Source organism: Pedobacter sp. AC190, assembly GCF_979258025.1.
The window spans coordinates 3,172,552-3,197,549 of the sequence record NZ_OZ409824.1; the positions used below are offsets into that span (position 1 = coordinate 3,172,552).

The window sequence follows — 24,998 nt, forward strand, 5'->3', positions numbered from 1 at the left end:
AAGGCGACTGGCGTTTTTACGCTTTATCCTAAACGCTAATCGCTTAACAAATTAAATATGAATTTAAGAGGAATTGTTGCCGTTTCGGGCAGACCAGGTTTGTTTAAACTTGTGGGACAAAATAAAGTAGGTTATATTTTAGAAGGTTTAGATGCACAAAAACTTAAAGTTGTGGCTAACATCACAAATACTAAGCTTGCATCGTTAGAAGATATTACCGTTTACGGCGAAGATGAGGAAATTAAATTAGTTGATGTTTTTACGAAAATTTCGGCTAAAGGAACTACTCCAGATACTAAAGCTGATACTTCGGTTTTACGTGCTTACTTTAATGAAGTTGCGCCAGGACATGATGAAGACAAAGTTTATGCTTCTGACATGAAAAAAATTATTGGCTGGTATAACTTAATTAAAGATTTGCCATTGTTTACTGAAGATACTCCAGAAACACAAGGTACACCTGCTGAAGTGAAATTATCTGAAGAAAAAGCTGCTGCAGATAAAAAACAGAAAGCTACAGGTGCTAAAGCTTCAAACGCGAAAGCAACTACTAAAACATCTGCTCCTGCTAAAAAAGCAAGCATGACAAGTAAAAAAGGAGTTTAATTGCTTCTTTAAAATGTTAAAAAAACATCGAATTTATTCGATGTTTTTTTATGCGCTTAAATTTAAGAGAAGTACCAAATTAGGCCACAAATTAGAGAAGATGCAATTATGCTAATCCAAAAATATTTGTCGCCTCCGCTTTGTCTGCTTTTAAATTTATATTGTCGTTTATATTTATCAAGTATCATAGCTTTTTATTTAATGATGATTTTATTAATTCAATTCCACACGATATTTAATTTTATCAACCGATAACGTTATATTTTCTATATTATGCATGATGATAGGGCTCGCCTTTTAAAATGCTGAAACCGCGATACAATTGCTCTACAAAAAACAAACGAATCATTTGATGCGAAAAAGTCATATCAGATAAAGATATCAAACCATTTGCTCTTTTATAAATGGTATCATCGAAACCATATGGTCCGCCGATGATAAAGATTAAATGTTGTACACTACCAACCATTTGTTTGTTAAGGTAATTAGAGAATTCTACTGAGCTATACTTTTTCCCTTTTTCATCAAGTAAAATAACAACATCGCCATTATTAATTTGTTTGTGTAATAGCTCAGCCTCTTTTGCTTTCTGTTGTGCCTCTGATAAGTTTTTAACATTTTTAACATCAGGTATAGCCAAAAAACTAAAGTTTATATAGTGTTTTAGACGGTTAATATATTTATCAATGCCTTCAATTAAGTATTTATCTTCTGTTTTGCCAATGGCGATAAGGGTAATCTTCATTTAATATTTACCTATATTTATCATTTTTCAATTCAAAGATAATGTTAAAAACACAAGCACAAATAATATCTACCTACAGCATAAAAATTAACGAAGTTACTGCCCAGATTAATAAAAGAAAAAAACTGGTTGATCAGCTTTCTTTAGTGCGTATTGGCTTGTTCGTTGCCGAGGTTTTGTTATTCGTTTTACTTTTAAATTCTGCTGAAGATGGTTGGAGAATGCTGATTCAAATCGGCTTAATAATCCCAGTTATTGTTTTTGCATTTGTAGTTAAAAAGCAGAGTAAGTTAGATCTTGAGATTAATTATCAAAAGCAATTATTGTGGGTTTATCAAAATGAATGGAATCAATTGAATGATATTAAAAACGGTTATGATGATGGAACTCAATTCGAATCAGAATCACATCCTTATAGTTCGGATTTAGATATTTTTGGCAATGCATCTTTATATTCTTTGATAAACAGATGTTACACCAAAAGCGGCAAAGTGATGCTCGGAAAAAATCTTTCTGAAAAAGCATCGACAGAAACAATTTTAAAACGACAGGAGGCTGTTAAAGAAATTTTAAGCAATATTGACGATACTTTCGATTTCAGAGCAAATCTACAAGGGCACGATGTAGAGAAAATTGAATTGATTAAAATACAATTGGAGCAGCAACTTGGCAACCAGCTAGCTTTTGTTCGAAATAGGTTTTTAAAATTTTATGTAACATTAACGCCCTACATTTCTTGCCTAATAATTCTTGCTGCGGTGTTTGTAAATACTATTTTTTGGAATGTGCTTACGCTTTATTGTTTAATTAATATCGCATGGAATGTTTTACAAGGCTCAAAAATAAATAAGGTTTTTTATAGTTTTAGCGGAGGTTCAAATCTTTTAAATGGCTATGCCGATGCCATACTTTGGACTGAAAACCACAAATGGAAGAATAGTTATATTTTATCATTAATTGGCTCAAATACGCCAGTAAGTAAAGAGATTAAAAGCCTGTCTAAAATTATCCAAAATTTCGATTCCAGGTTAAACATTGTAGTTGGAGTTGTTTTAAATGCGCTTTTACTTTGGGATTTAAGGTGCTGTGTTAATTTAAATCAATGGCATCAATCTTCATCAACAGATGTAATTTCAGCCCTTAATCATTTGGGCGATTTCGAGGAACTAATCTCTTTAGCAACGCTTGCGTATAATCACCAGGAATGGGTTTTTCCAAGTGTTGAAGATTCCTTTACTTTAAAAGCAGCGCAAATTGGGCATCCTTTAATATCGCCAGAAATTAGAATCTCCAACGATTTTAGTGTAGAAAATTTACCAACGGTAGATATTGTAACGGGTTCGAATATGGCGGGAAAAAGTACTTTTCTCCGCACCTTGGGCATTAACATGGTTTTAGCTTATACAGGTGCCCCAGTTTGTGCTAAGGCGATGCGTTTATCGGTGTTTTCTATAAATACTTATATGCGGATAAAAGATTCGCTTAACGAAAGTACATCTACTTTTAAAGCGGAGTTAAATCGACTAAAAATGATTTTAGACAATGTAGTAAACGATAAAAAAACTTTTGTTTTAATAGATGAAATGCTTCGGGGTACAAATAGCCGTGATAAGTATTTAGGCTCGAAAGTATTTGTAGAAAAACTTATTGCCGAAAAAACACCAGCACTTTTTGCTACGCACGATTTGCAATTAGCTGATTTAAAGCTTACGAATCAAAATACACTTCGTAACTATCATTTCGATATTACAATTAATAACGGAGAGATGATGTTTGATTACAAGCTGAAAAATGGCCCATGCGAAACTTTTAATGCTGCAATATTATTAAAAGAGATTGGTTTAACCCTCGATTAGTGAATTAGAATTTAATCACCTGTTAACATTAACTTCTCATATTTATAGAATTAAAAATATGGAATGATAAAATCTACAGATTTTGGCGAAGATTTTTTGTGGGGCGTTGCAACAGCAGCAGCCCAAATAGAAGGCACATCCGATATGTATGGTAAAGGACCATCCATCTGGGATACGTTTTCTGCCAAAAATGGAAAAATAAAAAAAGGCCATAAAATAAATGCTGCCTGCGATTTCTACCATAGGTATAGAGAAGATATTGCCTTGGTTAAGGTTTTGGGGTTTAAAATTTTTAGATTTTCAATCGCCTGGTCGAGAATTCTTCCTTACGGAAAAGGAGAAATTAATCAAGAAGGCATTAGGTTTTATCATAATGTTATCGATGAATGCCTGGAAAATGGCATCACACCATATATTACCTTATATCATTGGGATTTGCCACAAGCTTTGGAAGATGAGGGCGGCTGGACAAGTTTTAGCATTAACGCAGCGTTTAATGCCTTTGTAAGTATTTGTGCATTAGAGTTTGGTGATAAAGTTAAAAACTGGATTATCATTAACGAACCTTTTGGTTTCACTTCTTTAGGATATATGCTTGGTGTACATGCACCTGGCAGAACAGGATTAAGCAATTTCTTTTCGGCCGTTCATCATACGGCTTTGGCCCAGGCTGAAGGCGGTAAAATTTTACGTGCTGAAATTAGTAAAGCAAATATTGGTACAACATTCTCTTGTTCTGAGATACTGCCAAACACGCAAAGCGATAGCGATATTATTGCAGCAAAAAGGATAGATTGTTTAATGAACAGGCTTTTTATCGAACCAACTTTGGGCTTAGGTTTTCCGACTGCAGATTGGGATTTGTTGGAGAAGTTTCAAATAGAATACGGAACGTGGCGACATATCGATCGTTATAAATTCGATTTTGATTTTATTGGTCTGCAAAATTATTTTCCACTAACGGTAAAATACAATGCTTTTATCCCAGTTATTCAGGCTTGGGAAGTTAAAGCTAAAAGTCGAAAAAAGCCGCATACAGCAATGGGTTGGGAAATTAATCCCGATAGTTTTTACAATATTATAAAGCAGTTCGCGGCCTACACAGGTGTAAAAAATATTATTATAACCGAAAATGGAGCTGCATATCATGATAAGATTATTGATGGTACAGTGAATGATGCCGAACGTATAGCTTACTTTCAATTATATTTAACTGCGTTACTTAAAGCCAAAAACGATGGTTTGCCAGTTACTGGTTATATGGCCTGGACTTTAATGGATAATTTTGAGTGGGCTGAAGGTTTTAATGCCCGCTTTGGGTTGGTTTACAACGATTTTAAAACCCAACAGAGAACCATTAAAGATTCGGGTTATTGGTGGCAGCAGTTTCTGAACATATAGTATTACAGAATGTAGCGTTTGTTTTTTATGGCTCGTTTTATATTTATATCTTATAATTATGAAAACCAGACTATTTACAAAAAGCCTTTCCGCATTATTTTTATCCATAGTTTTATTAACCTCAGCTTGCAAGCAAGAAGATCTTTATAGTTCGAAAGAAAAAGACGAGCAAGAACTGAAAATGCTTAGAGCAGAAATTCAAACAATGTCCGATCAGGTAAGTTGTGATAATCCTACAGATTGGAAAATCGTTCCTATTGGCTCCAAATCATGCGGTGGTGCAACTGGTTTTGCGCTCTATTCAATAAATATTGATACCAAATTATTTTTACAGAAGGTTACTGATTACAACTCTAAACAGAAAGCTTTTAATGTAAAGTGGAATTTAGTTTCGGCTTGTAGCATCATCATCGCTCCAAAATCTATAATCTGTGAAAATGGTAAACCAAAAATTGTCTATTAAAAAAAACACTGTTTTAAAAAGGCAGGCATAAAACATAAGACTGTTTTTTTTGAAATTATTTATATATTTTTATTTAGACTTAATCTAAATAATGTATATTTGTATCGTGGTTTAGAAATAGCACTCAACATTATATTTTGGTTAGTTTTTGTTGATTAGTAAGTCCTGTTTGCCCGCGTAAAACGAACGCGGGTAAATCAGGCGCAATTTAAGATAACATTAAAAAATTTATTTATGTGTAAAACTCTTGTTCTTGCTCAAAATGAAAATATAACTATAGCACAATGCACTAATTGTAAAATATTAAACATTTGGAGATCGGGTGTTTTAATGAATTTTTCTTTCGAGCAGTTTCATGTTTTTTACAAGGCGACCGAAAGACTTGAGTTTGATAACTACTTAGAAAATAGGCCCGATGGCAAAGAAGTTGTAATCTTGTCAACACCTTTTCCTGATATAAGTTTGGTTTTTACTCGAGAAGAATGGCGTGAGTTTTTTGAAAAAATGGAAGAAGCTTCTTATATGCAACGGGTTTATGAACTCGTACATAATTAAATTTACCAATTTCTCTTTAACAAAAAATCCCATTCTGAATTTATACAGATATGGGATTTTTTGTTTAGAATAATGAATTATGCGAATCTTTTTTAGTCCTTTTTTTGTCTATAAACTAGCAGCTTTTGCAGCTGCATCTCTTCTAATAATATTTAATGCACCACCAGCAACAAACCACTCAATTTGCTGAGCATTGTAACTGTGGTTAACTGGAAATTGCTCTTTAGTTCCATCTGCATGGTGTAAAACCAATGTTAAAGGTTTATCTGGAGCAAATTCTGTTAAGCCTAAGATATCGATTTTATCGTCTTCAAGAATTTTATCGTAATCATCTTTATTAGCGAATGTTAACCCTAGCATACCTTGTTTTTTAAGGTTGGTTTCGTGAATACGAGCGAAAGATTTTACCAATACCGCACGAACACCCAAATGACGGGGTTCCATAGCTGCGTGTTCACGAGATGAACCTTCTCCATAGTTTTCATCGCCAACTACAATCGATCCAATGCCTGCCGCTTTGTAATCGCGTTGCGTTGCAGGAACAGGACCATATTCGCCAGTTAATTCGTTTTTAACATTGTCGGTTTTATCGTTAAAGTAGTTAACTGCACCGATTAACATATTGTTTGAAATATTATCTAAATGGCCACGGAATTTTAACCACGGGCCAGCCATAGAAATATGATCTGTTGTGCATTTTCCTTTTGCTTTAATTAAAAGATTTAAGCCTTTTAAGTCTGTGCCTTCCCAAGGTGTAAAGGGATCTAACAGTTGTAAGCGATGAGAAGTTGGTGAAACCAAAACCTGAACATTAGAGCCATCTGCCGCTGGAGCTTGAAATCCTGCATCTTCAACTGCATAACCTTTCGGAGGTAATTCATGCCCTGTAGGTGGATCTAATTTAACCTGCTCGCCTTTATCGTTAGTTAATGTATCGGTTAATGGATTGAAACCTAAATCTCCTGCAATTGCAATTGCTGCAACCATTTCTGGCGATGCTACGAAAGCAAAAGTATTTGGATTACCATCGGCACGTTTAGCAAAATTTCTGTTGAATGAGTGTACAATAGTATTTTTTTCTGCTTTCTCTGCACCTGTTCTATCCCACATGCCAATACATGGCCCGCAAGCATTGGTAAAGATTGTTGCATTTAAATCTTCGAAAGTTTTTAAATAACCATCGCGATTTGCAGTATAACGAACTTGTTCCGATCCTGGGTTGATACCAAAATCTGCTTTTGTTTTTAATCCTTTAGAAATTGCCTGATTTGCAATGGAAGCCGCTCTAGATAAATCTTCGTAAGATGAATTGGTACATGAACCAATTAAACCCCATTCTACTTTTAAAGGCCAGCCGTTTTTCTCTGCTTCAACTTTCATCTGCGAAACAGGAGTAGCTAAATCTGGCGTAAACGGGCCGTTTAAATAGGGTTCCAGTTCATCAAGATTAATTTCGATTACTTGATCAAAATACGTTTCAGGATTAGCGTAAACTTCATCATCACCAGTTAAATAAGAAGCAATTTTGTTTGCTTCATCAGCAACTTCGTTTCTGTCGGTAGCACGTAAATAGCGTTCCATACTTTCATCGTAACCGAAAGTAGATGTCGTTGCTCCAATTTCGGCTCCCATATTACAAATGGTACCTTTTCCTGTACAACTTAAATTAACAGCGCCATCGCCAAAATATTCTACAATGGCACCAGTACCGCCTTTAACAGTCAAAATACCTGCAACTTTAAGAATAATGTCTTTAGCGGCAGTCCAGCCATTTAATTTGCCCGTTAATTTTACACCAATTAGCTTAGGGAATTTAAGTTCCCAAGGTAAACCAGCCATAACATCGCAAGCATCGGCACCTCCAACACCAATTGCAACCATTCCTAAACCACCAGCATTTACGGTGTGCGAGTCGGTTCCAATCATCATTCCGCCTGGGAATGCATAATTTTCTAAAACTACCTGGTGAATAATACCAGCACCTGGTTTCCAGAAACCTATACCATATTTGTTTGAAACTGAGGATAAGAAATCAAAAACTTCGGCACTTTCAGTTCTGGCATGTGGTAAATCTATCGCAGCGCCTTCTTTAGCCGTAATTAGGTGATCGCAGTGCACTGTTGAAGGCACTGCCACTTGCGGACGGCCAGCTTGCATGAACTGCAAAAGCGCCATCTGAGCAGTTGCATCTTGCATTGCAACGCGATCTGGTGCGAAATCTACATAATCTGTTCCTCGAGAGAACGCTTTTTTAGGATCACCATCCCAAAGGTGAGCGTATAATATTTTTTCGGATAATGTTAAAGGTCTGCCTACTATTTTACGAGCTGCATCTACGCGGCTGCCGAAGTCTGCATAAACCTTTTTAATCATGTCTATATCAAAAGCCATACTTTATATTTTAAAATTATTGTAATAACAACACTAACTAAATTAAACAATTTTAAACAAACTTGTTTTTGAGATTTGTCAAATTATGTTATTTAAAACCATTCTATTCAGTTATGTGTAAATAAAAAAGGCTATCCGAATCGGATAACCTTTGTACTTTATTAACAAAATAAATGCTTTTTTGTTTCTTTATAGTTTTGTAGAAACAGGAGTAAACTTAGTTAAGTTAATGCCTTCTACAGCGATTTTATATTCTTCGATGCTCGGAATACGACCTAAAATAGCAGAAAGAACAACCACTGGTGTAGATGCTAATAAGGATTCTCCTTTTTTACCATCTCTATCTTCTACTACACGTCCTTGGAACAAACGAGTAGAAGTAGCCATTACAGTATCTCCTTTGGCGGCCTTTTCCTGGTTACCCATACACAGGTTGCAACCTGGGCGTTCCAAATACATAATATTTTCATATTCTGTACGAGCTGCAGCTTTTGGTAATGCATCACTAAATTCAAATCCAGAGTATTTTTGTAAGTATTCCCAATCGCCTTCTGCTTTTAATTCATCAATGATGTTATAAGTAGGTGCGGCAACAACCAAAGGTGCTTTAAACTCTACCGTGCCGTTTTTATCCTCTACGTTTTTCAGCATTTGAGCAACGATTTTCAAGTCATCTTTATGTACCATGCAAGAACCTACAAAGCCTAGATCTACTTTTTTATCGCCACCATAAAAAGTCAAGTCTCTGATGGTATCGTGAGTGTAACGTTTGGAAACATCTGCATTATTCACATCTGGGTCTGCAATCATTGGTTCTTCAATCAAATCCAAATCAATAACTACTTCTGCATAATATTTAGCATTTGTATCTGGCATTAAAGCTGGCTTAATGCCCGTTTTAATTTCCTCAATACGTTTATTTGCTTTGTTAATCAATCCTTGAAGCACTTGGTTATGGTTGTCCATACCTTTGTCTATCATGATTTGAATACGGTTTTTAGCAATTTCTAAAGATTGGATCAAAGTATCGTCTTGTGAAATACAGATAGAAGCTTTTGCTTTCATCTCTGCCGTCCAATCGGTAAAAGTAAACGCTTGATCTGCTAATAAAGTACCGATATGCACTTCGATAATGCGGCCTTGGAATACGTTTTCGCCATCGAACTGTTGCAGCATTTGCAATTGTGTAGCATGAACAACATCACGGAAATCCATGTGTTCTTTCATTGCGCCTTTGAACGTAACTTTTACTGATTCAGGAATTGGCATAGAAGCCTCGCCAGTTGCCAATGCTAAAGCTACCGTACCCGAATCGGCACCGAAAGCCACACCTTTAGACATACGCGTGTGTGAGTCACCCCCGATGATGATTGCCCATTCATCAATTGTAATATCATTCAATACTTTATGAATAACATCCGTCATAGAATGATATTCACCTTTAGGATCGCGAGCCGTAATCACGCCAAAGTCATTCATAAACTTCATCAATTTAGGAATGTTTGCTTGTGCTTTTTTATCCCAAACCGATGCGGTATGGCAGCCTGATTGATAAGCACCATCAACAATTGGAGAAATAACTGTAGCAGCCATTGCTTCTAATTCTTGTGCTGTCATTAAACCAGTAGTATCTTGCGAACCTACGATGTTTACCTCAACGCGAACATCAGAACCAGCATGTAAAACTTTACCAGCTGTTAAACCAACAGCATTTCTATTGAATATTTTTTCTGCAGCCGTTAAACCTTGGCCTTCGATAGATACTTCTTTTGCTGGTGCAAATACCGTCGGTGCTTCGATACCTAAAGTTTTAGCCGCAAAAGTTTGTATTTTTTTACCAAATACGATAGCGTAAGAACCACCAGCTTTGATAAATTCCATTTTTTGTGGTGTCAAAGCTTTTGAAATGTCAATTAGCTCTTGATCTCCGTTATACAATTTCTGGGTTCTTGTATTGATGGTAAGAACAGTTCCCGTTTCGATAGAATATACCTGATCTAAAATTGGCTCATCTTTTTCGTTACGGATAACGTTACCGTTCTCATCAGTTTTTTTAACCCAATTTTTAAGGTCGATACCAATACCGCCAGTAACATCAACAGTTGTTAAGAAAATTGGAGAAATGCCATTAGTACCCCCAACAATTGGAGCAATATTTACAAATGGAATATAAGTGCTTGATTTTTTACCCGTCCAAAGTGCTACGTTATTTACACCCGACATACGCGAAGAACCTACACCCATGGTGCCTTTTTCAGCCACTAACATTACGCTTTTATCAGGATGTTGTGCTTGCAAAGCCTGTATTTCTTCTTGAGCCTCTGGCGTAATCATACATTTACCATGCAACTCACGATCTGAACGAGAGTGTGCCTGGTTACCTGGAGACAATAAATCTGTAGAAATATCGCCAATACCAGCGATAAAAGTTACCACTTTAATTTCTTCAGCTACTTCAGGAAGTTTGGTGAAGAATTCTGCATTAGCATAGCTTTCTAATATTTCTTTAGCGATAGCATTGCCATTGTTATAAGCATCTTTTAAACGATCTGTATCTGCATCGTACAAATAAACTTGCGTTTTTAGCACATCTGCTGCTTTTTTAGCTTTGTCGCCATTATCAGCTAAAGCGATGTCTAATAAAACTTTGATCGAAGGTCCGCCCTTCATGTGTGATAACAATTCAAAAGCAAAATCAGGTGTAATTTCTGCAACAATAGTTTCACCTAATATAATTTCTTTTAAGAACTGTGCTTTTACACCCGCTGCAGCAGTAGTGCCAGGTAAGGTGTTGTATATGAAAAAATTAACAGCTTCTTCTCTGTTAAAATTATTTACATTTTTGATTTGAGCTATAATTTCACTTAATAATTCAGCTCCGTCAATAGGTTTAGGATGAAGACCTTGATTTTTTCTGTCTTCAATCTCCTGGATATAATCGTTATAAATACTCATCTTGGGTTATTTGTTTTCCGTGAAAAGTTGTACATCAAAATGTAAACCTGCTTTTCACAAGAGAAATACTGTTTTAGCACATTAATTTGTGGTTTTTGGACAAAAAAATCAATTTTTTGTCCAAAACAAAAATAGCAAAAAACAACCTTTAAATATAATTTAGCTAGGCGATTAGGTAATTTGGAATTGTTCTAAATTGATAAAGTTTTACCGTTTTTCATCGTTCTTTAAAGATATCAGGTATCTATTATTTGCATAAATTTTTTATGCAAGATTGATAGATTTATATTGTTCATTAATGAACAGTTGTGTTCAGTTATGAACGCATTTTAGTAGTCAATCATTTAATAATTGCGCTTTGCAAATAAATAACAATGATTATTCATAATGGCATAGCTATCGCTTAGCGCTATAATGTTGAAAAAGTGAAACCTTTTTCAGAAAAATATTTTAAAACACGTGGTAATGAATATTCCAATCGGTCAAAAGCTTTTAAACTATCATGAAAAACAATGATAGAACCGTTTCTGGTATGTTTGATCACATTTTGATAACATTTTTCTGGAGATAAATTGATATCAAAATCGCCGCTCAGCGTATCCCACATTACAATTTCAAGATTTGATATTTTTGATTTGAGATTGGAAATTTGAGATTTTTTAATCCTTCCGTATGGTGGGCGAAAAAGATTTGTTTGTGTAATAGTCTGGCACTTTAGGATATTTTGAATATAGGTTTCATCATCGGTTATCCATCCTTTAAGGTGATTAAAAGTGTGGTTTCCGATTGCATGACCGCCGTTTTTTACACGTTCGAAAACGTCAGGATGTTTAGTAATATTATCACCAATACAAAAAAAAGTCGCTTTAGCATTAAAGACTTTTAAAGTTTTTAATACAAAATCTGTAACATTGGGTATAGGTCCGTCGTCAAAGGTTAAATAAATAACTTTTTCATTTCGAGGCTTATTCCATAATAATGATGGGTAATACCATTTAAGCAGAAGCGGTGATTTGACCAGGTACATTACTCAAAGTTAGTAATTGCATGGATAGATTGAAATTATTAAAGTTGTTTATATAGATTTGAAACAAATTATGAAGATGTTTACCCAAACAAAGTTTTTTACTGGTTCTGCATTATTAGTAGCATTATGCTTAGGTCAAAGTGTTAGTGCTCAGGAAGTAATAACCATACAGCAAGCCGTTGATAACACCTTAAAAAATAACCTTACCATTAAACAGGCCCAGTTTAGTGCAGCTATTAGCGATGAAAATTTAACTCAGTCTAAATATGCTCTTTACCCAAATTTGAACGCTAGTATCAATCCGAATTTAACCTTTGGCCGTGGTTTGGATCAAACAACTTTTCAGGTTACTAATCAAACATCATTATATACAAGTGGTAATTTAAGCACCAATGTGGATTTGTTTCAGGGCTTTGCGAAAATAAATAGAATCAGACAGAATAAAACACTTTTGGAAGCTGATAAAAGCAATGTAGACAAAGTTAAAAACGATTTAATTTTGAATGTTGTTACAGCATACCTACAGGTGTTATATAATACTGATTTAGAAAGAGCATCTAAAGAACAATTAGACATTGCTAATAAAACTTTAGTCAGAGAAAATGCTTTACTAGATGCTGGGAATAAAACACTGGCAGATGTTTCTCAAGCTAAATCTCAGGTTGCAACTGCTGAGTTAAACTTAACAAATGCACAAAATGCCTTATCTATTTCTTACTTAACATTAGGGCAGCTAATGGAAATGCAGCCAAATCAAAAATTTGTTGTTCAGGCACCTTTAATTGATAATGTTAAAGCAGCAACTTCAGCAGCAAATCCCGAAGAAATTTTTAATAATGCTTTGAACATTTTTCCAGATATTAAGCTGGCAACTTTACGTTCTCTTGCAGCAAAACAGGCTATTGATGTTGCAAAGGGAGCTTACGCTCCATCATTAAGCTTGGGTGCGGGCTTAAATACATCATATTCTTATCAGTTTAATTATAACGGTGCAAATCCACAATCTTCTTTTATAGATCAAATTGATCAACGTTTAGGGCAAAGTATAGGAATGAGTTTGCAGATTCCTATTTTTAATGGTTTTACGGCACGATCGAGTGTTCGCAGAGCAAAAATTACTTATCAGAATACATTAACTTCTGAGCAGTTGGCAAAAAATAATTTGAACAAAGTTATTTTTCAGGCAACCACAGATTTAAAAGCAGCTGAAAGCCGTTATGGCTCAACTCAAAATGCATTTAACGCTCAAAAAGATGCTTTTTATGTAGTAGAGCAGCGTTATAATGTAGGTTTAGTAAACTCATTAGATTATAGTACAGCACAAACAAATAGAAACAAAGCGGAAATAGATTTTATCCAGGCTAAATATGATTTATTATTTAGAGCAAAAGTAATTGACTACTATTTGGGTAAACAGATTACATTTTAATAAACCAACAAACGAAATACAATAAAATATTATGAAACTGAAGCACATTTTAATTACCATTGGTGTTATCCTGGTTGTTCTTATCGGATTAAAACTGGCAGGTGTTATCGGAGGCGATAAAACCGAAAAAGTTACTGTAGAAAAAGCATCGGATAGAACTGTTGTAGAAACGGTTACCGCGAGTGGTAAAATCCAACCAGAAACTGAAGTAAAATTAAGTTCTGAAGTATCGGGTGAGGTGGTAGAACTTAAGGTAAAAGAAGGCGATATTGTAAAAGCTGGACAGTTACTTTGTAAGGTTAGGCCAGATGTGCTACAATCGGGTTACGAAAGAACCGTTGCTTCATTTAATGCTCAAAAGGCAAGTGTTGCCGCTGCTCAGCAACAGTTAATTCAAAACCAGGCAAACTTTGTAAACTCAGAAGCTACTTATAAACGTAATGTAGAATTATTCAACAAAAAAGTAATCTCTGCATCAGAATTTGATGCAGCAAAAGCAGCTTATTTAACTGCAAAAGCAACATTAGCAAGCGCTAAAGAAAATGTAACAGGCGCTAAGTTTACTTTAGAGCAAACAGGTGCAAACGTAAAGGAAGCTGGTGCAAACCTTGCAAAAACTACAATTTATGCACCAGTAGATGGAGTGGTTTCGAAACTTTCTATCGAATTAGGCGATCGTATTTTAGGAACCTCGCAAATGGCAGGTACAGAAATTATGCGTATCTCAAACTTATCTTCAATGGAGGTTAATGTCGATGTTAATGAAAACGATATAACACGAGTTAAAGTTGGCGATAAGGCTTCGATTGATGTAGATGCTTTTTCTGATAAAAAATTCAGAGGCGAAGTAACGGAAATAGCAAGTTCTTCTACAGCTGTTGGTACAACAACTTCTACCTCGGTAGATCAGGTTACTAACTTCTCTGTAAAAATTAGAATAACAGAAGAACTATCAGGTAAACAACAATCTATTTTCCGCCCAGGTATGTCAGCAACTGTAGATATCGAAAGCGAATCATTAAAAGGTTTATCAGTTCCAATTCAATCGGTATTTACTGATAGTAAAAATAAACCTGCTGATGCTTCTGCAAATAATCAGGAGAATAACGACAAACAAAAATCGAAACTTGCAGACAAAACCGTTAAACAGTTCGTATACGTTTTTGATGGCGCTACTAAAAAAGTTAAGCAAGTTGAGGTTACAACTGGTATTCAGAACGATCAGTTTATCATCGTAAAATCAGGTGTTAAAGCTGGACAAGAAATTGTAACTGGCCCGTATTCTGCCATTCAAAATAAACTTAAAGATGGTATGATTGTAGAAAAAACCTCTAAAGACCAATTGTTTAGCAAAGACGCTAAAAAGTAGCTAATAAATAATCGCAAGAAATAGTATCTTGCATTAGTGAAGGTGTAAGATTTAGGTTTAAGGCAGTAGCTAAAACCTAAATCTTGCACCTTTTACCTTTAACATTTTTTATAAAACATGGTACCAAAAATAGCAATGATTGGAGGCGGAAGCTGGGCTACTGCCATTGTAAAAATGCTATCAGATAATCTGACAGAAAAAGAAATTTATTGGTGGATGCGTAATGGCGAAGCTATCGAACACATTAAAAAGTTTAAACATAATCCAAACTATCTTAGTTCTGTAGAATTAAAAATAAAACCAGATAATATATCAACTGATATTAATTGCATTATAAATGCAGCAGATTATATCATTTTAAACGTTCCTGCGGCTTTTTTAAAAGACACTTTGGAAAGTGTTCAACCTGGTGATTTAAAAGGCAAAAAAATTATTTCTGCAATTAAAGGCATCGTACCTGAAGACAATCTTATCATTGGCGAATTCCTGCACGAAATTTACCAGGTTCCTTACCACGATATTTTAGTGCTAAGTGGACCATGCCATGCAGAAGAAGTTGCTTTAGAAAAACTTTCCTATTTAACAATTGCCTGTACTGATATCGATACAGCATCAACATTTGCGACTTTTTTAAATACAAGGTATATCAAAACCAACGTATCTGATGATATTTTTGGAACCGAATACGCAGCCGTTTTAAAAAATATATATGCCGTGGCAAGTGGTATTTGTCATGGTATTGGCTACGGAGATAACTTTCAGGCCGTTTTAATTAGTAACGCCATTCGCGAAATTAAGCGATTTGTAGATGCCGTTCACCCTATAAACCGCGATATAAAAGAATCAGCCTATCTTGGCGATTTGCTTGTAACAGCATATTCTCAATTTAGCCGCAATCGTACTTTCGGTAATATGATTGGCAAAGGCTATACCGTAAAATCTGCTCAACTCGAAATGAATATGATTGCTGAGGGCTATTATGCTGTAAAATGTATGCATATTAAAAATCAAACTTATGATGTCGATATGCCGATTAGCAGGGCCGTTCATCGTATTTTGTACGAAGGTCGTTCGCCGCAAATCGAAATGAAATTGCTTGCCGAGAAGTTAAATTAATTTTTGGAAATCAGTTTCAGTATTTCATCGGTTGCAACAGTCCTTGTTTTCGCTTTATTCCCGATAAAAAAGCCTGTGCTATACTTAAGCACTCCATAGAAATGGAAAAACAAATGCTTCAATCGGGAGATACCGCTTCAATAAGGTTTATAAAAAACAGATAATGCTCATAGTTAAAACAAAACCTTTTAACGTGTGTTATTCGTTAAATAAATATAACCGTTATGAAAAATAAATTTGCAATAGGAATGTTAACACTCGCATTATTTGGCGGTTTAACACTAAGCGTAAACGCACAAGAAAAAAAGAAAACAGAAGTTGGAAAAGCATTACAACATACAGGAAAAGCGATTGATAAAGGGGCTAAATCTGTAGGTAATAAAACTGCAGAAGTTGCTGTAAAAGGAACATCTAAAGTTGGCGATAAAACCTGGAAAGGTAAAATGGCTCCAGATGGTTCGGATGTTTACATCAATGCTAAAAATGAAAAATATTACGTAAATTCAAAAGGAGCTAAAATTTGGTTAAAACCAACCGAAATTAGAACTCGAGTTGAAAAGAAATAATAAGTTTAGTATCACATAAAAAAAGTAGCCCAATACGGGCTACTTTTTTTATGTGATAGTTTTTTTTAAATTTTAAAAGTGTAGATGCTGTTAATTGGTGATGTGTTAATGGCTGGAAATTCTTTAGATAATTCTACATTGTTGATCATCAACTTTTCAATTATGGTATTATTCACTTTTAGTTTAACTTCATAAACCATACCATCACCAAGTTTTAAATAAAAAGTGTCGATGCTTTTAGCAAGCGTTCCTATTTCGTAAGAAACCAACTGATAATCGGTAACCTTTAAGTCGCTGGCGTAGGTAAAAGGTTGGCTAATTCCAAAATTAAGTTGTTTAATTACATTGTTGGCATCTTTGTAATAGAACTGAATTTTACTTTTATCAAAATACCCGGTTGTTGCTGAATTGAGCAAATCGGCATTAGCACTGTTCTTAATTAGTAGGCTTAATATTGGTTGAGGCAATATAGAACAAGCGCATAGACCACCACCTCCAACATCCATTTTTTTGCAACCTAAATTGACGATAAAAATCAAAAGGAATGCAGCAAGAAATTTCTTCATATAAATTTAGTTTTGGTTATCTTCTTAAAACGAGTGGGTTAACTGATTCGCTACAATATAAGGAAATAGATTTTTTCGAACAGAAATCCTGGTTAGGGAGGTTTGTTGACAAGATTTTGTTTTATCCCAAAAATTTGGTCAATAAGAGTTTAAACCTATAACTATATTTTTGCTCAACAAATTTGTATATTAAATAAGAAATACCAATCGAAATTGATGTTGCTAACAGTAGTAAAATATATTTGTTTAATACACCAGCTAAACCCATAAAAATGCCCACGCCAAATGTATGCATTAAGTAAAGTGGATAGGTTAAGACACCTAATTTTCCTAAAAATCTGAAAATCTTTTGGTTCAGTTTATTTGATGCTGATAATAAGAAGAACACGTAAAAAAGTAAGGAAACAGATAATACAATGATGTTACTCATTGTGCCAGGATTATGATAAAAATTGTTCATCTCCTTAGTGATCTGAATATTATTTTTAGTGTTTACCAAAAAACAAAAGGTGATTAACAAATAAATCTTCCACTTTTCTGCATAATTAATTCTTAAAAGATAGAATAACATACCCGCAATAAAACATGAGCTATATTTTGGAATAAGAAAAAATGAAAAGGCATTGACCTCAGCATAATTTATAATAGCGGTGTAAGTAAGCCATAAGATAATTACTAATAATAAATGTTTCCAAAGTTTAAGCGCTGCAATTACTAAAATTACAGCGTAAAATCCTAGTTCGTAGGTTAACGTCCAAAATATACCATTTAAATTTACTTTACCTAAAAACTCTTGAAGCATGGTTAGATTGTAAATTAAGATTTTTACACTTACTTGAGGCATTTCTGGTGTCGAGATGTTACCAAAATATAGGATTACAAAAGTGGTAATACAACAAATAAAATAGGCTGGGTATAATCGTACCAACCTGGAAATAAAAAAATATTTCGGAGTCTTATGCATAGAAGACATTAACACAACATATCCACTTATTATAAAAAAGGCATCCACTCCAAGATAACCATATCTTGATATTTTATCGATGGAGAATGCTGGAGTTCCTAATAATCTAGCAGTACTAAATGTATAGTGGTAAAATAATACAGCTAGGGCGGCTAAAAACCTTACAGTATCAAGTTCGTAAAAACGATAGCTGTTCTTTTCGGGTGAGGTCATTAATTTATAATTAGGGATTGTAATTAATAAATATATAAGATTTTTGGGCAAAAAAAATCCCACCAATAAACAATTGATGGGATTTAATATTGTATGTTCAAGATCTATACAATCATTCCGTATAAATCGAAATCTTCAGCTCTGTCTATTTTAACATTAACAAAACTTCCATTAGCCGCATAACCTGTCGTTGCATCAATTAAAACTTCATTATCAACTTCTGGCGAATCAAATTCGGTTCTGCCAACAAAGAAATCACCTTCTTTCTTATCAACTAAAACCTTAAAAGTTTTGCCAACTTTTTCCTGGTTAATATCAAATGAAATACCTTGCTGAATTTCCATAATATCATCAACACGTTGTTGCTTTACTTCATCAGCAATATCATCAACTAAAGTATGTGCATGGGTTTTTTCTTCGTGCGAGTAGGTAAAGCAACCTAAACGGTCGAATTTGGTTTCTGCAACCCATTCTTTCATTTCTTCGAAATCGTGTTCAGTTTCGCCAGGGTAACCACATATCAACGTTGTACGCATGGCAATATTTGGAACTTTATCTCTAATCTGGTTTACCAAATCGATGGTTTTTTGTTTAGTAGTACCACGACGCATCGATTTTAACATATTATCTGTAATGTGCTGTAAAGGCATATCCAGATATTTACAAATGTTGTCGCGTTCGTTCATAGCATCTAAAATTTCCATCGGGAAACCAGAAGGGTAGGCGTACTGTAAACGAATCCATTCAATGCCTGGAACATCAGATAAACGACGCATTAATTCATCTAATTTACGAACTCCATAAAGGTCTAATCCGTAATAAGTTAAATCCTGGGCAATTAAAATAAGTTCTTTTGTGCCATTTTTAGCTAAAATCTTCGCTTCATTAACCAATTCTTCCATTGGTTTGCTCAAGTGTTTTCCACGCATTAGCGGAATCGCACAAAAAGAACAAGGACGGTTGCAGCCTTCGGCAATTTTAAAATAAGCAAAGTGAGATGGTGTAGTTAGTAAACGCTCGCCAATAAGCTCATGTTTATAATTTGCACCCAACTCATGTAATATATTTTGTAAGTCATTGGTGCCGAAAAAAGCATCAACGTTTTTAATTTCAGATTCTAATTCTGGTTTGTAGCGCTCAGATAAGCAGCCTGTGACAACCACCTTGCCAATTTTTCCAGCTTCTTTTAACTCGCTAAACTGAAGTATGGTATCGATAGATTCTTGTTTCGCATTGTCAATAAAACCACAGGTATTAATCACGACAATATCGTTTTTACCCATTTTATCAGATTCGTGAACAACATTTAGATTGTTGCCACGTAACTGGCCCATTAATACTTCCGAATCGTAAATATTTTTTGAGCAACCTAATGTAATTACATTGATTTTAGGTTGTTTAACAGCTGTTTTACTTCTTACTACTTTAGTATTCATCTTTTACACTTAATCTTACTTTTATTTAAACAAACTATTTACAAACTCTTTCTTGTCAAAAAGCTGTAAATCGCCTATTTTTTCTCCAACGCCAATGTATTTCACTGGTATTTTAAATTGATCTGAAATCCCGATAACTACACCACCTTTCGCTGTTCCATCTAATTTGGTAATGGCTAAAGCATTTACATCTGTCGCTTCGGTAAATTGTTTACATTGTTCAAAAGCATTCTGACCTGTAGATGCATCTAAAACCAGTAAAATTTCGTGAGGAGCATTGGGTACAACCTTTTGCATTACCTGTTTAATTTTACCAAGTTCGTTCATCAAGCCTATTTTATTATGTAAACGACCAGCTGTATCTATAATTACAACATCTTCGCCATTAGCTACTGCCGATTGTAAAGTATCGAATGCTACAGAAGCTGGATCAGAACCCATAGGCTGCGCTACAACCCGAACACCAACACGCTCACCCCAAAGTTTTAACTGATCAACAGCTGCGGCACGAAATGTATCGGCAGCACCTAAAACAACTTTAAGATTTGCTTCTTTTAATTTATGGGCCAGTTTGCCAATAGTTGTGGTTTTACCAACACCATTAACACCAACCACCATAATTACATAAGGTTTATGGTCGCCATATTCGAACTGGCGGAAATCGTTACTGTTATTTTCTGATAGCAATAATTGAATCTCATCACGAAGCAAAAAATTAAGTTCTGATGTATTCAGGTATTTATCCTTCGAAACACGTTCTTCAATTCGTTTAATAATTTTAAGCGTAGTACTAACGCCAACGTCAGAAGTTACCAGTACTTCTTCCAAATTATCCAGAACTTCATCATCAACAGAAGATTTTCCTGCAACAGCTTTGGTTATTTTACTAAAAAAACCATCTTTAGTTTTCTCTAAACCTTTATCTAAAGCTTCCTGAGCCTCAGGTGCAGTTTCTTTCTTTTTGAAAAAATCGAATAAGCCCATATCAAAATTTTATATAACAAAAAAAGCCCTTCCGGTTAATACGGAACGGCCTTTAATATTTTTATCAATATTAAAAAATATTAACCTTATTTAGATGCGATAGCATCTTTTACGTGGTCGTTGTGTACGATAAGTTCTTTGAATGAGTAAGCACCAGTTTTTGGTGATTTAACCATTGTAATTACTTTCGAATATTCTTTACCTGTACCTGTTTTAAGGGTTGCAACTACTTTCTTTGCCATGTTCTTATAATTTTAATTATTGAGTTAAAGAATGTTGAAATGATAGAATTTAAAATTCACTCATTCAATCAAACTATCGTTCAATTATTTTATCTCTTTATGTACGGTTACTTTTCTCAACACTGGATTGAATTTCTTTAATTCTAATCTCTCAGTAGTGTTTTTACGGTTTTTGGTAGAAATATATCTAGACATACCCGGCATGCCACTTTCTTTATGTTCAGTACATTCTAAAATAACCTGAACTCTGTTACCTTTTTTTGCCATTTTAATATAAATTGTAAACTGTTAATCTCAACAGTTAATGTTTTTTACAAAAATCCTTTTTTTACGAAACGGTTAATTGCTTCGCTAATACCCACTTTGTTAATGGTTTTAATCGCTGATGTTGAAACTTTCAACGTAATCCAACGGTTTTCCTCAGGAATGTAAAATTTCTGAAGTTGAAGGTTAGGATAAAATTTGCGTTTGGTTTTAACGTTTGAGTGAGAAACGTTATTACCTACCATTGCTTTTTTTCCTGTTAAATCACAAACTCTTGACATGACTTGTAAATATAGTTGTTAATATCTTCCGCTTAATTTTTTTAAGAGTGTGCAAATATCTGAATAATAATTGAAAACAGCAAGCGTGTTGCTAAATATTTTTAGATATTTTTAAAATAGTTGAGGAGTATTGATTTTGATACGATTTCACCATTTCAGCTTATTATTATTTACTTAAATTAGCCGATACTAACAAAATATATAAACGAGCAATGCAAATTACATCTTTTAAACAATACGAAGAAGATTATAAAAAAAGTGTAGAAAACCCAGAGCAGTTTTGGGGAGAGGTAGCTCAAAATTTTCAGTGGCGTAAACCTTGGTTTAAAGTCTTATCCTGGAATTTTGAAGAGCCCAATATTAAATGGTTTGAAGGTGCAAAATTAAATATCACCGAAAATTGTTTAGACAGACATTTAGCTACAAACGGCGATAAACCCGCAATTATTTGGGAACCGAATAACCCAGAAGAAGAATCGGTAACCTATACCTATAAAATGCTTCACGAACGTGTTTGTCGTTTTGCAAACGTGTTGAAAAGGAATGGTGCTAAAAAAGGCGATCGTATTTGCATTTACATGCCAATGGTTCCAGAATTAGCTATTGCTGTATTAGCTTGTGCTAGGATTGGGGCAGTTCATTCGGTTATTTTTGGTGGTTTTTCTGCTAAATCTATTGCCGATAGAATTAACGATTCGCAATGTAAATTAGTTATTACCGCCGATGGTGCATACCGTGGAAGTAAACAAATTCCTTTAAAAGATGTAATTGACGACGCGTTAATTGGCTGCCCGACAGTAGAAAAATGCATCGTTTTAACACACGTTCGCACGCCAGTTTCTATGTTAAAAGGAAGAGATGTTTGGTGGGAAGATGAAGTAAAACACGTTAACGATATTTGTGAGGCGGAAGAAATGGATGCAGAAGATATGCTTTTCATTCTTTATACTTCTGGCTCTACAGGTAAACCTAAAGGCGTTGTGCACACTTGCGGTGGCTACATGGTTTATGCGGGTTATACTTTTTCTAATGTTTTTAATTACAAACCAGGTGAAGTTTATTTCTGTACGGCAGATATTGGTTGGATTACTGGCCATTCTTATATCGTTTATGGCCCACTTTCGCAGGGAGCAACTTCGGTGTTATTTGAAGGCGTTCCAACTTATCCAAGTCCATCTCGTTTTTGGGATATTGTAGAAAAACATAAAGTTAATACTTTGTACACTGCGCCAACAGCAATCCGTTCTTTAATGAGTTTTGGCGAAGATCCGTTAAAAGGAAAAGATTTGAGTTCAATTCGAGTTTTGGGTTCGGTAGGGGAGCCTATTAATGAAGAAGCATGGCATTGGTTCGATGAAAAGATTGGGCACAGCAAAGCCCCTATTGTAGATACCTGGTGGCAAACGGAAACTGGTGGGATTATGATTTCGCCAATTGCAACCGTAACGCCAACTAAACCAAGCTATGCTACTTTGCCCTTACCTGGCATTCAGCCGATTTTGGTAGATGAAAATGGTAATGAAATAACTGGCAATGGGGTAAGTGGAAATCTTTGTATCAAATTTCCTTGGCCAGGTATGTTGCGTACCACTTATGGTGATCATGAGCGTTGTAAGCAAACTTATTTTGCAACCTACGAAAATATGTATTTCACTGGGGATGGTTGTTTACGTGATGAGGATGGATATTACAGAATAACAGGCCGTGTAGATGACGTATTAAATGTTTCTGGACATAGAATCGGTACGGCAGAAGTTGAAAACGCAATTAACATGCATGCTGGAGTGGTAGAAAGTGCGGTTGTAGGTTACCCGCACGATGTAAAGGGGCAAGGTATTTATGCTTTTGTAATATACCCTGAAATGCACGGTGATGTCGATTTGACTAAAAAAGACATTTTGCAAACAGTTACAAGAGTAATTGGTGCTATAGCAAAGCCAGATAAAGTTTTGTTTGTTACAGGTTTACCTAAAACACGCTCAGGCAAAATTATGCGTAGAATTTTAAGAAAAATTGCCGAGGGTGACACTTCAAACCTGGGCGATACCTCTACTTTGTTAGACCCAGCTGTTGTTGAAGAGATTATTGAGGCGGCTAAGAAACTGAAATAAAAATTCTCCACAAATAAAAAACGCCTCCCGAAACTTTTTTCGGGAGGCGTTTTTGTCTTTAGAATACTTCGGCTAATTATAGCCAGCATTCTGTACTAAATTTTTGTTTGCGTCTATTTCTCTTTGAGGAATTGGAAAAATCAAATTGTTTGCATTCCAGGCAACAGAACCAATATTTGTTTGAGTTCTCTTTGCATCATCAAGAGCGAAACCTTCAAAAGCCAATTCTAACTTTCTTTCGTTTAAAATATTAGCTAAGGTAGCCGTTGTAGTGGTTAAACCTGCTCTGCTCCTTACCACGGCTAAATCTTGTAAAGGAGTTCTGCCGCCCACTGGTGCTGCAGGTGCCAACCGAACATTTGATTCAGCTCGTATTAAATACATTTCAGATAATCTCATCACAGGTACATTTCCGTAAACATTTGCATACTTTGATGTAAAGAGATCGCCATCGTCATAAAAAGCATTAATTCGATCATCATTTGCTGCATACGTATTATTAATCCAGGTTTGTGAAATTACGGCATCGCCTCTTCCTCCGTACGTAGATGAACCATAAAATTCGTTAAATCCATTAAAACCTGTTAAAGTAGTAACTTGTGTTGCAAAAATATCTTCAGAAGAATTAACACCAGGACTAGACCCCATTTCTGGAAAAGCATCTATAAAAGCCGCATTTAAAGAATAGTTATTTGAAGTAATTACTCGGTTGGCTGCTGCTGCTGCTGCTGCATAATTTCCCATTTGCAAATATAGTCTTGCAAGCATACCTGCAGCTGCAGATTTAGTTGCAAAGAAGCCATTCGTTGCTGGTAATTTTGCTTCTGCATCAGTTAAATCTGCTATAGCCTGTGTATAAACTGCTGCAACTGTGGCTCTGGTAATATAACTAGCATCGGTTACTGCGGTAGTTGGTGTTAAAACAATTGGCACACCAAGGTTTGTTGTAGGGCTGCCATCATTGTATGCCTTACCAAATAATCTTACCAGTTCAAAATAAGAAGCGCCTCTAATAAACTTCGCCTCACCCTCAACTCTGCTCTGTTTTGCTGCATCTACTTTACTAATTGCGGCAATTACATTATTTGCATCATTTATAGCGGTATAACCAGCAGCCCAAACATTGTTCACATAAGAGTTTGTTTTTAAAAGTGATTTGTTTATGGCCTGAGTTAGTTCCTCATAAGTTCCAAACCATTGTATTGCATCAGTATTTGCTAAAAAGTCAGCCATTAAAAACGGACGGCCACCATAAAAATTTCTACTGCCGAATGCAGTATATGTTCCCACTAAGGCAACTTCTACATCTTTCGATGTTAAAAGCGCTTTGCTTTGTTCAATTGTATCAACTGGATTTATCTCTAAAGCTTTTTTGCATGATGATGCAGCAGTCAATAAAGTTGAAGCAATTATTAATTTGTATATATATGTCTTTTTCATAATTATTCTCTTTATTAA

Annotated in this window: 22 protein-coding genes; 10 read left to right on the forward strand and 12 right to left on the reverse strand. The window is 35.0% G+C overall.

Annotation, left to right across the window (positions count from 1 at the left end; translation table 11 throughout):
* Positions 1-57: 57 nt before the first annotated feature.
* Positions 58-606, forward strand: coding sequence for a DUF5606 family protein (locus ACZZZI_RS13970; RefSeq protein ID WP_316756390.1), 549 nt, complete (start codon positions 58-60; stop codon positions 604-606).
* A 271-nt stretch (positions 607-877) separates the two neighbouring features.
* Here ACZZZI_RS13970 and rlmH read toward each other — a convergent pair whose 3' ends face one another.
* Positions 878-1,351, reverse strand: a complete 474-nt coding sequence (gene rlmH / locus ACZZZI_RS13975) for a 23S rRNA (pseudouridine(1915)-N(3))-methyltransferase RlmH (RefSeq protein ID WP_316756392.1) — start codon at positions 1,349-1,351, stop codon at positions 878-880.
* A gap of 41 nt (positions 1,352-1,392) precedes the next feature.
* On the opposite strand from rlmH, the gene ACZZZI_RS13980 reads away from it, so the two are divergent.
* The 4 genes from ACZZZI_RS13980 to ACZZZI_RS13995 all read left to right on the forward strand — a co-directional run bounded on the left by ACZZZI_RS13980 (position 1,393) and on the right by ACZZZI_RS13995 (position 5,626).
* Positions 1,393-3,207: a MutS-related protein gene (locus ACZZZI_RS13980; RefSeq protein WP_344767009.1), complete on the forward strand. Its 1,815-nt coding sequence runs from the start codon at positions 1,393-1,395 to the stop codon at positions 3,205-3,207.
* Positions 3,208-3,270: 63 nt separating this feature from the next.
* Entirely contained in the window at positions 3,271-4,608 is a 1,338-nt protein-coding gene (locus ACZZZI_RS13985; RefSeq protein WP_463489735.1) for a GH1 family beta-glucosidase, read from the forward strand.
* Between the two features lie 58 nt (positions 4,609-4,666).
* The gene (locus ACZZZI_RS13990) at positions 4,667-5,071 is read left to right on the forward strand and encodes a hypothetical protein (protein ID WP_344767013.1); all 405 of its coding nucleotides are present in this window, start codon (positions 4,667-4,669) and stop codon (positions 5,069-5,071) included.
* Between the two features lie 234 nt (positions 5,072-5,305).
* A complete protein-coding gene (locus tag ACZZZI_RS13995) occupies positions 5,306-5,626 on the forward strand; it encodes a hypothetical protein (RefSeq protein WP_316756400.1) in 321 nt (106 codons plus the stop codon).
* 108 nt (positions 5,627-5,734) lie between these two features.
* Here the strand turns inward: ACZZZI_RS13995 and ACZZZI_RS14000 are convergent, their stop codons facing one another.
* The 3 genes from ACZZZI_RS14000 to ACZZZI_RS14010 all read right to left on the reverse strand — a co-directional run bounded on the left by ACZZZI_RS14000 (position 5,735) and on the right by ACZZZI_RS14010 (position 11,999).
* A complete protein-coding gene (locus tag ACZZZI_RS14000) occupies positions 5,735-8,017 on the reverse strand; it encodes an aconitate hydratase (protein WP_463489736.1) in 2,283 nt (760 codons plus the stop codon).
* A gap of 189 nt (positions 8,018-8,206) precedes the next feature.
* Positions 8,207-10,972 carry a bifunctional aconitate hydratase 2/2-methylisocitrate dehydratase gene (locus ACZZZI_RS14005; protein ID WP_463489737.1) on the reverse strand — a complete coding sequence of 922 codons (2,766 nt, stop codon included), beginning with the start codon at positions 10,970-10,972 and terminating at the stop codon, positions 8,207-8,209.
* A 409-nt stretch (positions 10,973-11,381) separates the two neighbouring features.
* Entirely contained in the window at positions 11,382-11,999 is a 618-nt protein-coding gene (locus tag ACZZZI_RS14010) for a polysaccharide deacetylase family protein (protein ID WP_316756404.1), read from the reverse strand.
* Between the two features lie 76 nt (positions 12,000-12,075).
* Between ACZZZI_RS14010 and ACZZZI_RS14015 the strand changes: the two genes are divergently transcribed.
* The 4 genes from ACZZZI_RS14015 (at position 12,076) to ACZZZI_RS14030 (ending at position 16,479) form a co-directional block, all read left to right on the forward strand.
* Complete coding sequence (locus ACZZZI_RS14015) at positions 12,076-13,428, forward strand: TolC family protein (RefSeq protein ID WP_463489738.1); 1,353 nt, start codon at positions 12,076-12,078, stop codon at positions 13,426-13,428.
* Between the two features lie 31 nt (positions 13,429-13,459).
* Positions 13,460-14,797, forward strand: a complete 1,338-nt coding sequence (locus ACZZZI_RS14020) for an efflux RND transporter periplasmic adaptor subunit (RefSeq protein ID WP_424056360.1) — start codon at positions 13,460-13,462, stop codon at positions 14,795-14,797.
* A gap of 117 nt (positions 14,798-14,914) precedes the next feature.
* Positions 14,915-15,913, forward strand: a complete 999-nt coding sequence (locus ACZZZI_RS14025) for an NAD(P)H-dependent glycerol-3-phosphate dehydrogenase (RefSeq protein WP_463489739.1) — start codon at positions 14,915-14,917, stop codon at positions 15,911-15,913.
* Positions 15,914-16,137: 224 nt separating this feature from the next.
* Positions 16,138-16,479 (forward strand): hypothetical protein, encoded by a 342-nt coding sequence (locus ACZZZI_RS14030; RefSeq protein ID WP_316756411.1) that lies wholly within the window; start codon positions 16,138-16,140, stop codon positions 16,477-16,479.
* Positions 16,480-16,544: 65 nt separating this feature from the next.
* Here ACZZZI_RS14030 and ACZZZI_RS14035 read toward each other — a convergent pair whose 3' ends face one another.
* The 7 genes from ACZZZI_RS14035 to rpmB all read right to left on the reverse strand — a co-directional run bounded on the left by ACZZZI_RS14035 (position 16,545) and on the right by rpmB (position 21,429).
* Complete coding sequence (locus tag ACZZZI_RS14035; RefSeq protein WP_463489740.1) at positions 16,545-17,045, reverse strand: hypothetical protein; 501 nt, start codon at positions 17,043-17,045, stop codon at positions 16,545-16,547.
* A 121-nt stretch (positions 17,046-17,166) separates the two neighbouring features.
* Entirely contained in the window at positions 17,167-18,222 is a 1,056-nt protein-coding gene (locus tag ACZZZI_RS14040; RefSeq protein WP_463489741.1) for an acyltransferase family protein, read from the reverse strand.
* Between the two features lie 104 nt (positions 18,223-18,326).
* Positions 18,327-19,658: a 30S ribosomal protein S12 methylthiotransferase RimO gene (gene rimO / locus ACZZZI_RS14045; protein WP_316756416.1), complete on the reverse strand. Its 1,332-nt coding sequence runs from the start codon at positions 19,656-19,658 to the stop codon at positions 18,327-18,329.
* A gap of 21 nt (positions 19,659-19,679) precedes the next feature.
* On the reverse strand, positions 19,680-20,642 hold the full coding sequence (ftsY, locus tag ACZZZI_RS14050) for a signal recognition particle-docking protein FtsY (RefSeq protein ID WP_316756418.1): 963 nt from the start codon (positions 20,640-20,642) through the stop codon (positions 19,680-19,682).
* 86 nt (positions 20,643-20,728) lie between these two features.
* Positions 20,729-20,884, reverse strand: a complete 156-nt coding sequence (locus ACZZZI_RS14055; RefSeq protein ID WP_010599808.1) for a DUF4295 domain-containing protein — start codon at positions 20,882-20,884, stop codon at positions 20,729-20,731.
* A gap of 84 nt (positions 20,885-20,968) precedes the next feature.
* Complete coding sequence (rpmG, locus tag ACZZZI_RS14060) at positions 20,969-21,151, reverse strand: 50S ribosomal protein L33 (RefSeq protein ID WP_010599807.1); 183 nt, start codon at positions 21,149-21,151, stop codon at positions 20,969-20,971.
* Positions 21,152-21,195: 44 nt separating this feature from the next.
* A complete protein-coding gene (rpmB, locus tag ACZZZI_RS14065; protein ID WP_025145121.1) occupies positions 21,196-21,429 on the reverse strand; it encodes a 50S ribosomal protein L28 in 234 nt (77 codons plus the stop codon).
* Positions 21,430-21,641: 212 nt separating this feature from the next.
* Here rpmB and acs point away from each other — a divergent pair, with 212 nt between their 5' ends.
* The gene (gene acs / locus ACZZZI_RS14070; protein ID WP_463489742.1) at positions 21,642-23,540 is read left to right on the forward strand and encodes an acetate--CoA ligase; all 1,899 of its coding nucleotides are present in this window, start codon (positions 21,642-21,644) and stop codon (positions 23,538-23,540) included.
* A 72-nt stretch (positions 23,541-23,612) separates the two neighbouring features.
* On the opposite strand, the gene ACZZZI_RS14075 is transcribed toward acs, so the two are convergent.
* Positions 23,613-24,980 carry a RagB/SusD family nutrient uptake outer membrane protein gene (locus ACZZZI_RS14075; protein WP_463489743.1) on the reverse strand — a complete coding sequence of 456 codons (1,368 nt, stop codon included), beginning with the start codon at positions 24,978-24,980 and terminating at the stop codon, positions 23,613-23,615.
* Positions 24,981-24,998 lie beyond the last annotated feature (18 nt).

Coding starts and splice junctions, on each gene's coding strand:
- ACZZZI_RS13970 (WP_316756390.1), top strand. CDS start 58: ATGAATTTAAGAGGAATTGTTGCCGTTTCGGGCAGACCAGGTTTGTTT.
- rlmH (WP_316756392.1), bottom strand. CDS start 1,351: ATGAAGATTACCCTTATCGCCATTGGCAAAACAGAAGATAAATACTTA.
- ACZZZI_RS13980 (WP_344767009.1), top strand. CDS start 1,393: ATGTTAAAAACACAAGCACAAATAATATCTACCTACAGCATAAAAATT.
- ACZZZI_RS13985 (WP_463489735.1), top strand. CDS start 3,271: ATGATAAAATCTACAGATTTTGGCGAAGATTTTTTGTGGGGCGTTGCA.
- ACZZZI_RS13990 (WP_344767013.1), top strand. CDS start 4,667: ATGAAAACCAGACTATTTACAAAAAGCCTTTCCGCATTATTTTTATCC.
- ACZZZI_RS13995 (WP_316756400.1), top strand. CDS start 5,306: ATGTGTAAAACTCTTGTTCTTGCTCAAAATGAAAATATAACTATAGCA.
- ACZZZI_RS14000 (WP_463489736.1), bottom strand. CDS start 8,017: ATGGCTTTTGATATAGACATGATTAAAAAGGTTTATGCAGACTTCGGC.
- ACZZZI_RS14005 (WP_463489737.1), bottom strand. CDS start 10,972: ATGAGTATTTATAACGATTATATCCAGGAGATTGAAGACAGAAAAAAT.
- ACZZZI_RS14010 (WP_316756404.1), bottom strand. CDS start 11,999: ATGTACCTGGTCAAATCACCGCTTCTGCTTAAATGGTATTACCCATCA.
- ACZZZI_RS14015 (WP_463489738.1), top strand. CDS start 12,076: ATGTTTACCCAAACAAAGTTTTTTACTGGTTCTGCATTATTAGTAGCA.
- ACZZZI_RS14020 (WP_424056360.1), top strand. CDS start 13,460: ATGAAACTGAAGCACATTTTAATTACCATTGGTGTTATCCTGGTTGTT.
- ACZZZI_RS14025 (WP_463489739.1), top strand. CDS start 14,915: ATGGTACCAAAAATAGCAATGATTGGAGGCGGAAGCTGGGCTACTGCC.
- ACZZZI_RS14030 (WP_316756411.1), top strand. CDS start 16,138: ATGAAAAATAAATTTGCAATAGGAATGTTAACACTCGCATTATTTGGC.
- ACZZZI_RS14035 (WP_463489740.1), bottom strand. CDS start 17,045: ATGAAGAAATTTCTTGCTGCATTCCTTTTGATTTTTATCGTCAATTTA.
- ACZZZI_RS14040 (WP_463489741.1), bottom strand. CDS start 18,222: ATGACCTCACCCGAAAAGAACAGCTATCGTTTTTACGAACTTGATACT.
- rimO (WP_316756416.1), bottom strand. CDS start 19,658: ATGAATACTAAAGTAGTAAGAAGTAAAACAGCTGTTAAACAACCTAAA.
- ftsY (WP_316756418.1), bottom strand. CDS start 20,642: ATGGGCTTATTCGATTTTTTCAAAAAGAAAGAAACTGCACCTGAGGCT.
- ACZZZI_RS14055 (WP_010599808.1), bottom strand. CDS start 20,884: ATGGCAAAGAAAGTAGTTGCAACCCTTAAAACAGGTACAGGTAAAGAA.
- rpmG (WP_010599807.1), bottom strand. CDS start 21,151: ATGGCAAAAAAAGGTAACAGAGTTCAGGTTATTTTAGAATGTACTGAA.
- rpmB (WP_025145121.1), bottom strand. CDS start 21,429: ATGTCAAGAGTTTGTGATTTAACAGGAAAAAAAGCAATGGTAGGTAAT.
- acs (WP_463489742.1), top strand. CDS start 21,642: ATGCAAATTACATCTTTTAAACAATACGAAGAAGATTATAAAAAAAGT.
- ACZZZI_RS14075 (WP_463489743.1), bottom strand. CDS start 24,980: ATGAAAAAGACATATATATACAAATTAATAATTGCTTCAACTTTATTG.